Below are 8,260 nucleotides of genomic sequence, written 5' to 3' on the forward strand. Positions count from 1 at the left end.
TGAAATTGAATAAAAAACCAAAGCTGACCAGATAATGGTCAGCTTTTTTGCGGAAAATGATACAAGGTAACGAAAAAATACATACGAAGACTATTATACTAGAAAAGGAGGGATTAGATGAATAAGAAGAAGTATATTAAAAAATATTTAACCAGATTAGATCAATATGATAAAGGAACAACGATTAGCTGGAACAAACTGAGCGAAGAAGAGTTGAATGCTTATTCGAAGGCGCTTGGAAAAGAGATTCCGAAAAGCTATCGCTGGTTTCTAGAGACTTTTGGTGAAAGTAGTTTATTTGGATTCGGATTTGAGGGGAAAATAGAATATTCTGGTTATACAATTGTAGATTTAAATAAAGAAAAAGTGGCTGAACTCGAACCATTTTTAGGAGCTGGATTAGAGAAGCGTTACCTGTTTTTCATTGATGAATCTTCTTATGGTTACGCCTTTGACTACGATCGTATTCTAATCGACAATGAACCAGAAGTCATTTGTTGGGACTGGATGGGAGTTTATCCGGAGAAAAAGAACTTTTATAGCTTTCTCTGGGATGAAATCAAAAATTACTTTGACAACGAAGAGGAACTTGCCTTTTTAATTGATGAAGCGGATAAGGAATATTTTGAATGGAAGTGAATTTTTACTGGGTGAAACGCTTTTTTGGAATCAGATAAATTTTTTGGAAGTCTCTCCCGTAATCTTTCAAAAAATGCTATAATAGGTGATAATTGTTAAGTCGATTAAGGAGGGAACAGGAGTGCCAAAAGAGAAAAATACATTTTACATTACTACACCCATCTACTACCCAAGCGGAAAAGCACATATCGGACATGCCTATACAACCGTTGCTGGAGACGCAATGGCTCGTTATAAACGTTTGAAAGGGTTTGACGTTTTTTATCTCACAGGAACCGATGAACACGGTCAGAAAATCCAAACAAAAGCGGAAGAACGCGGAATTTCTGAACAGGAATACGTTGATGAGTTCGCTGAAAACTTTAAGGGCCTTTGGGAGAAACTGGAGATTAGCAATACGGATTTTATTCGCACTACTGAGCCGCGTCATAAACGCGGCGTCGAGAAAATCTTTAAACGGCTACTTGACCAAGGAGACATCTATCTGGGTGAGTATGAAGGCTGGTATTCCGTTTCCGATGAAGAATATTTCACTGAAACGCAGCTTGCTGAAGTGTATCGTGATGAAAATGGAAAAGTGGTGGGCGGAAAAGCGCCAAGCGGAAATGAAGTGGAACTTGTAAAAGAAGAATCCTATTTCTTCCGAATGAGCAAATACGCAGATCGCCTCGTTGAATATTACAATTCGCATCCTGATTTCATTTTGCCAGAATCACGCAAAAATGAAATGCTAAAAAACTTTATCGAACCAGGGCTTGAAGACCTTGCTGTTTCGCGTACCACATTCGATTGGGGTATCAAAGTTCCCGGCAACCCGAAACATGTCGTCTATGTTTGGATTGACGCGCTTTCGAACTATATCACAGCACTTGGTTATGATTCAGATGATGATTCGTTGTTCCAAAAATACTGGCCGGCAGATGTACAAATTGTTGGGAAGGAAATTGTCCGCTTCCATACAATTTACTGGCCAATCATTTTGATGGCGCTAGATTTGCCGCTTCCAAAAAAGATTTTTGGACATGGCTGGATTCTCATGAAAGATGGCAAAATGTCGAAATCAAAAGGGAATGTAGTGGATCCTTACATGCTCATTGATCGCTATGGCCTCGATGCGGTCCGCTATTACTTACTTCGCGAAGTACCATTTGGTTCTGATGGTTTGTTCACACCAGAAGACTTTATCGACCGGATTAACTATGACCTCGCTAACGATCTTGGAAACTTACTTAACCGGACCATCGCGATGATTAACAAGTATTTTGATGGCGAAATCCCAGCTTACAAAGGGTTTGTAACCGATTTTGATGAAGCGCTTGAAACTTTCAAAGATGAAGTTTTGAAGGAATATGAGGCAGGAATGGAAAATATGCAATTCTCCGTCGTGCTTGCAAAAATTTGGTCCTTCATTTCCCGTACGAATAAATATATTGACGAAACAGCGCCGTGGGTTCTTGCAAAAGAAGAAAAACAAACAGAACTTGCGAGCGTCATGGCACACCTTGCAGAATCGCTTCGGATTACGGCAGTGCTTTTAAAACCGTTTTTGACAAAAGCTCCGCAAGAAATCCTCAGCCAGCTCAATCTTTCTTTCGAACAGAATTTTGATAGCCTGGTGGGCTTTGACGGAATCCCAGCTGGAACAAAAGTTGTGGCGAAAGGAACGCCGATTTTCCCACGCCTTGATGCGAAGGAAGAGGTGGCGTATATCCAAGAACAAATGAAAGCACAAAAACCTATACAAAAAGAAGAACTAGAGCAAGCAGAGGTGCAAGCATTTGAAACACCTCAAATTGGTATCGAAGACTTTGACAAACTCGATCTTCGGGTAGCAGAAGTAAAACAAGTCGAGAAAGTAAAAAAAAGCGGACAAGCTACTTTGTTTCCAACTGGACTTGGGTGAAGGGAAATTACGCCAAGTCTTGTCCGGAATCGCTGAATTTTATGCACCAGAAGATTTACTCGGCAAAAAAGTCATTGTTGTTTCTAATTTGAAGCCTGTTAAACTGCGCGGCTTGATGAGCGAAGGAATGATTCTTTCTGGTGAATCAAACGGTAGATTGCAAGTTATTGAAGCAGGTAGTTCCCTTCCAAATGGAGCAAAAGTCAAATGACTTGAAAGATCCTCAATGCGCGATTTCGCGCATTGAGGATCTTTTTATGAAGGCGAAAAGTTTTCGAAGTGAATTTTAAATAGTATAATAGAAGGAAATGAAATTTTGGAGGAAAGAAAATGCTTTTTGATACCCATGTCCATTTAAATGATGAAGCGTTCCGCGATGACCTAGAAGAAGTCATCCTTCGCGCTAAAGAAAATGATGTTTCTAAAATGGCGGTTGTTGGTTTTAATAAAGAAACAATTGAACGAGCACTAGAGCTAGCTGACAAATATGATTTCATTTATTTGATTCTTGGCTGGCATCCAACTGATGCGATTGATTTTACCGATCAAGACCTTGAATGGCTGCGCAAACTTACGAAGCATCCAAAGATGGTCGCGCTTGGGGAAATGGGCTTGGATTATCACTGGGATACATCGCCTAAAGAAGTCCAATTTGAAGTGTTTCGTAAGCAAATTCGCCTAGCTAAAGAAGTCAATCTACCTATCGTGATCCATAATCGTGAAGCAACAGAAGACGTGGTACGTATTTTGCGGGAAGAACATGCCGAAGAAGTAGGGGGCATTATGCACTGCTTTGGGGAAACGGTGGAAGTAATGGAAGAATGTCTGGCGCTGAATTTTTACATTTCGTTTGGAGGAACGGTGACTTTTAAAAAATGCGAAATTACCTAAATTAGCTGCTGAAAAAGTTCCACTAGACAAGTTTTTGATTGAAACAGATGCCCCGTATCTTGCGCCGCATCCAAATCGTGGAAAAAGAAATGAACCAGCTTTCGTCAAGTTGGTTGCCGAAAAAATAGCGGAATTAAAAGAGTTGGAATATGATGAAATTGCCCGTCTATCAACGGATAACGCAAAAACGCTATTTCGCTTGTGATTTGTTTTGTCATGAATCTGTAACAAAACGTGTACTCTGTAACCTATTCTTAAGCTTCTGAGATACAAGTTCGTGGTTTTGGTCTAAACCACACGCTTTTATGCCTAAGTCTCAAGTCGTAGTTTTTTGAAATATTTTTGTTACATTCTGTATGCATTGTAAAAAAACAACCTTTATATGTTGGTGTAGCAAGGTTTTTCAACGTTGTTTGCAAAAAAAAAGAAAAAATACTTCACAAAAATTGACAGTTCTTTAGTCCCCCGTATATAATCACTAGCGAGTAGAAAGGGGAGAAATATATGACCATGGAAAACAGCAGTAACTCTGTCCGATCATCAAAATGGAAATTACCACTTATGATCGCAGGATTTGTTATTGTAGTATCATTGGTTTTTTATTTCGTTTTCGAAGGAACTAAAAACGATATTATCATCAATAATGCTGGTGAAAAAATTGAAGCAAAAACACATGCTAAAACAGTTGGAGAAGCTCTTCAAGAATCAGGAATCAAACTTTCTGCGCACGATGAAGTATCTCCTGCGAAAAATGCGAAAGTCAAAGATGGCATGAAAATTGATTATACAAAAGCAAACCAGCTTACTATTGTAGATAACGGCAATAAAGAAAAAGTTTGGAGTACGAAAAAAAACGGTTGGTGACGTGCTGAAGGACGAAAATATTACGACACGTCCGCAAGATGCTGTTAGCGTTGCGCTTGATACAAAAGTAAAAAATGGCATGAACGTGAACATTAACCGGGCGATTGCATTATCGCTTCAAAATGGGGAGAAAAAAGAAAACGTTTGGTCAACAAAAAGCAGTGTCCAAGATTTGCTTGATGAAAAGAACATTAAGCTAGGGAAAGATGATCGCGTATCACCTGAAAAAGATGCTGATCTAAAAGAAAATATGTTGGTTCGTGTTACATATGTAGACAAGAAAACAGAAGAAAAGAACGAAAAAGTTGCTTTTGATACAGTGTACAAAGAGGATTCTAGTCTGGAAAAAGGAAAAACAAAACTTCTTTCGGATGGAAAACACGGTACAAAGAAAGTAAAATATGAAATTATTTTTGAGAATGGTAAAGAGAAATCTCGCAAACGTGTGGGAGAAGATCTTTTAACTGATAGTAAAAATAAAGTTGTGGCACGCGGTACGAAGCAAGTTCAAGTAGCGACAGTCAGCCATGAAAATTCGAGTGAGAAAACTGTTGCAACAGCACCTGAGCAATCCAGCTCAGCATCAAGTAGCAGTAGTAGTGCACCAAGCGGCGGTAGAACGTTTACGATGCAGTCTACAGCTTACACGGGTGGCGGCGTAACAGCAACAGGCATTAACTTGTCTGCGAATCCAGGAATGAAAGTAGTTGCCGTAGATCCAAGTGTTATTCCACTTGGCTCGCGCGTTCACGTTTCTGGATACGGTGAAGCCATCGCTGGGGATACTGGCGGTGCGATTAAAGGGAATATTGTAGATGTTTACTTCTCAAGTAACGCGGCTTGCATAAGCTGGGGACGCCGGACAGTAACAGTTACAGTTCTCTAATCAAAAATATGGATAAAGAGCGAGGCTGACTAATCGGGCTTCGCTTTTTCTTTTGGCTTATGATATGATAAGCTTACTGATTTTAGAAAAGGACGTTTTGAGATGGAAAAACCGGTCATAAAAGAAGTGATTGTCGTTGAGGGGCGCGATGATACAACAGCGATCAATCGGGCTGTAGAAGCAGATACGATTGAAACGAACGGTTCGGCGATCAATGAAGAAACAATTGAGCAGATTCGTCACGCGAATGAAAAACGTGGTGTCATCATTTTGACGGACCCTGACTTTCCGGGAGAGAAAATCCGAAAGACCATTGAAGCGCAAGTCTCTGGATGTAAACATGTGTTTATCAAGAAAAAAGATGCTTTACCGAAGTTTGGTAGGGGGCTAGGCGTTGAGCATGCTTCTCCTGAGGTGATTCGTGCTGCTTTGGAACGTTTCCATACAAGCCGCACCAAAACGACTGAGACCCCGCTTATAACGCGTGAAAGGCTAATTGAAGCTGGATTGTTATTTGGAGACGGGGCTAAAAGGCGACGTGAGTTGCTTGGCGAAGAGCTCAGAATTGGATACGCAAATGGAAAGCAACTAGAGGCCAGGTTAAATTTGTTCGAAATTACAGCTCAGGAATTTGAAGAGGCGCTTGGCGTAGTTTTTCAGGAGGAGAGAAATGAGTAAAGATATTGCGACGCCTGGACGTACGGCGGAGATACTGAAGAAGTATGGTTTTTTGTTTAAGAAGAGCTTGGGGCAAAATTTTTTGATCGATTCGAATATTTTGCGGCGAATTACGGAAACAGCGGGACTTACGAAAGAAACAAATGTGATTGAAATCGGTCCGGGGATCGGGGCCCTCACTGAACATTTGGCGAGAGAAGCGAGGGAAGTGGTTGCGTTTGAAATTGATCAGCGCTTGATGCCGATTCTTGCAGATACGTTGTCGCCTTATTCGAATGTGCATATTGAACATGCAGATATTTTAAAAGCAGATGTGGAAGACGTGATCGCGAGACAATTCACTGATCCGAAAGCTCCGCTTAAAATCGTAGCTAATTTGCCTTATTATGTTACGACCCCGATTATTTTGAATTTGCTTCACTCAAGAGTTCCTGTTAACTCGATGACGTTTATGCTACAAAAAGAAGTAGCAGAACGCATTAGTGCAGTTCCGGGAACGAAAAGTTATGGAAGTTTAACGATTGCGATTCAGTATTACATGGAAGCGAGTCTTGCTTTCATTGTCCCGAAAAATGTATTTATGCCAAAGCCAAATGTGGATTCAGGCATCATTCATCTCGTTCGCCGAGAAAAACCGCTTGCTCATGTGCAAGATGAAACCTTCTTTTTTGAAGTAGTGCGGGCAGCCTTTGTGAACCGGCGGAAGACGTTATGGAATAATTTGGCGCAAAAATATCCTGAATTAAAAGCGAAGCGGCAAGAAACGGAGGAGCGATTTGCTCGAATTGAAATCGATTTTAAACGGCGCGGTGAAACCCTTTCGATTCCAGAATTTGCGGCAGTTGCTACTGAATTAGCAGAAATTCTAAAAAAAATAGCTTAAAATGGGATTTCTTTGTTGACATGTCTCGTTATCCCTGATAAAATATTATCTTATTGATTTTCACTGCTGTTTATGCTATAATAGCAAATAGTGAGGTGGAGATAATGCCAAAAACCATTGCAAGTATTAAGCAAGGTCTAGATGCTAGACTAGGAAAAGCACTAACTTTGAAAGCACACGGTGGACGCAAAAAAAACGATTGAACGCTGTGGCGTTTTAGCGGAAACTTATCCATCCGTATTCATCGTTGAACTCGATCAAGATGAAAACAATTTTGAAAGAGTATCCTATAGTTATACGGATATTCTGACTGATGCTGTGGAACTGGTATTTACTGACGATAAAAAAGAATTAGCTTTATAAGAAATAAGTGAGCTGTCCCTAGTAAATGGGGCAGCTTTTTTTGTTAGAGAAAATAAAAAGAACCTGAAATGGAGCTACATATTTCTTTCGGCTTATGATAGAATATACAAAGAGATTTTAGAGGACTGACGGAGGCAAATAGAATGAAAATAAATTTAAAGGCGCCGGCAAAAATTAATTTATCTTTAGACGCACTTTACAAGCGCGAAGACGGCTATCACGAAGTAGAAATGGTAATGACGACAATCGACCTTGCCGACCGCTTGGAGCTCGAGCTAATCCCGAGCGATGAAATCATTCTTGACGTGCGGGCTCATTTTATTCCAAATGACCATCGCAACCTTGTTTACCAAGCAGCCCTTCTTTTAAAAGAAAAATACAATGTAAAAAAGGGTGCGCGAATTACACTTGATAAACAAATTCCTGTTTCAGCTGGGCTAGCAGGAGGAAGTACAGATGCCGCCGCGGCGCTAAAGGGCTTAAATGAATTATGGGAACTGGGTCTTTCGCTTGATGAACTAGCAGAACTTAGCGCAAGAATCGGATCAGATATTGCTTTTTGCCTTTTTGGAGGCACCGCGTTTGCGACTGGTCGTGGTGAAGTCATTCGGAAGCTACCGATGATGCCAAGCTGCTGGATTATCCTAGCAAAGCCAAGTATTAGCATCTCAACGCCGTCTGTTTATAAAGAACTAAAGCTAGGCGAAGTGAAGCATCCAGATACTGAGCAAATGCTTGCAGGCATTGAAGCTGAGAATTTAGATATGATTTGCGATTCAATGGGGAATGTGCTTGAAAGTGTTACGCTCGAAAAAAAATTCGCAAGTGAAGCAACTGAAACAAAAAAATGCTCGAGTTTGGTGCAGATGCTGCCATGATGAGCGGGAGTGGACCAACAGTATTTGCTATCGTGAAGCAATATTCGCGTGCGAAACGTGTCTATAATGGCTTGCGAGGCTTTTGCTCGGAAGTTTATATGGTTCGACCTTGGAACGATGAAGGAGCGAGTTAAAGGAGTGAGTGGCGCGATACAATTTGTATGGCGCTTTTTTATATGGAAAATGAAAAAGTATGAAAATCCTTCTTGGTAGTTGTCAATTCACGAAAGTCGTTTTATAATGAAGAAAATACGGACAAAACATATAATTTTTTT

The 8,260-nt window shown here is 40.4% G+C and carries 3 protein-coding genes and 5 pseudogenes; all 8 read left to right on the forward strand.

Going from position 1 to position 8,260, the window contains the following annotated elements; genetic code table 11:
- Window positions 1-117 precede the first annotated feature (117 nt).
- The 8 genes and pseudogenes from MAQA_RS12710 (at window position 118) to ispE (ending at window position 8,119) form a co-directional block, all read left to right on the forward strand.
- Window positions 118-639 carry an SMI1/KNR4 family protein gene (locus tag MAQA_RS12710; RefSeq protein WP_036074406.1) on the forward strand — a complete coding sequence of 174 codons (522 nt, stop codon included), beginning with the start codon at window positions 118-120 and terminating at the stop codon, window positions 637-639.
- Between the two features lie 121 nt (window positions 640-760).
- A pseudogene (metG, locus tag MAQA_RS12715) lies at window positions 761-2,753 on the forward strand (methionine--tRNA ligase).
- A 119-nt stretch (window positions 2,754-2,872) separates the two neighbouring features.
- Window positions 2,873-3,638: pseudogene (locus MAQA_RS12720) on the forward strand (TatD family hydrolase).
- A 299-nt stretch (window positions 3,639-3,937) separates the two neighbouring features.
- Window positions 3,938-5,183: pseudogene (locus MAQA_RS12725) on the forward strand (ubiquitin-like domain-containing protein).
- Window positions 5,184-5,285: 102 nt separating this feature from the next.
- Complete coding sequence (gene rnmV / locus MAQA_RS12730) at window positions 5,286-5,861, forward strand: ribonuclease M5 (RefSeq protein WP_036074409.1); 576 nt, start codon at window positions 5,286-5,288, stop codon at window positions 5,859-5,861.
- Window positions 5,854-6,744, forward strand: coding sequence for a 16S rRNA (adenine(1518)-N(6)/adenine(1519)-N(6))-dimethyltransferase RsmA (gene rsmA / locus MAQA_RS12735; RefSeq protein WP_036074410.1), 891 nt, complete (start codon window positions 5,854-5,856; stop codon window positions 6,742-6,744). Before rnmV ends, rsmA begins: the two co-directional genes overlap by 8 nt.
- A 104-nt stretch (window positions 6,745-6,848) precedes the next feature.
- Window positions 6,849-7,107: pseudogene (veg, locus tag MAQA_RS12740) on the forward strand (biofilm formation stimulator Veg).
- 143 nt (window positions 7,108-7,250) lie between these two features.
- Window positions 7,251-8,119 (forward strand): annotated as a pseudogene (gene ispE, locus MAQA_RS12745) (4-(cytidine 5'-diphospho)-2-C-methyl-D-erythritol kinase).
- The last annotated feature ends 141 nt before the right edge of the window (window positions 8,120-8,260 follow it).

It is taken from the genome of Listeria aquatica FSL S10-1188 (genome assembly GCF_000525795.1).
Classification (GTDB): domain Bacteria; phylum Bacillota; class Bacilli; order Lactobacillales; family Listeriaceae; genus Listeria; species Listeria aquatica.